Annotated in this window: 1 protein-coding gene; it reads left to right on the top strand. The window is 64.9% G+C overall.

The window, feature by feature from the left end:
• Nucleotides 1–184 precede the first annotated feature (184 nt).
• The coding region (locus AB1460_RS38075; protein WP_368967459.1) for a phosphotransferase at nt 185–684 on the top strand (500 nt) is incomplete at its 3' end.

The raw sequence follows: 684 nt of genomic DNA, 5'->3' as shown, positions 1-684 counted from the left end.
TCCTACCGCACCCGCGCCCGCCGCGAGCTCCTCACCAAGGACCGACCCAACCACAACTGATCAACCAGACGCAGGGGGTCAAGATTCAGAGACCCGCACGGGGTCGGTTTTCGGGGAGCCTTGACAGGACTACCGCGCCGAACTGTACGACCGCGTCCACCTCCGACCTCTCGCCGCCACCACCGTGCCGTGGCGGCTCACCGACTCACCGAAAAGGCAATGGTTTCAGGAACTGCGCCGCTCCCTCGGCATCCTCGCCACGGTCTCCACTAACCGGCGCACCATCGAGCAGCCCTACCTCGACGACGTCATGCCCAGGATGCTCGGCGAACCGATCACCACCACCGCACCCGCACCGTGGGTAACCACGCACGGAGACCTGCACTGGGCCAACCTCTGCGGGCCCACCCTCTGCATGCTCGATTGGGAAGGCTGGGGCCTGGCACCCGCCGGCTACGACGCCGCCACCCTCTACTGCCACAGCCTGCTCATGCCAACGCTCTCCGCACAGGTTCAGGCGCGCTTCGCAGACGCGCTCTCCACCGAGAGCGGCCGGTGTGGAGTGATCCCGCTTCCGTGGACAGCGAACTTGAGGTTCACTGTCATAGGGAAGGATGGCGATGGGGTCAACACGGCGGAAGTTTACTCAGGAGTACAAGACCGAGGCTGTAAGATTGGTGCTCG

The organism is Parafrankia sp. FMc2, from assembly GCF_041008525.1.
In the GTDB taxonomy this organism is placed as follows: Bacteria; Actinomycetota; Actinomycetes; order Frankiales; family Frankiaceae; genus Parafrankia.
Note: the sequence above shows the minus strand (reverse complement) of the source record. Positions and strands in the feature narration are given on the sequence as shown.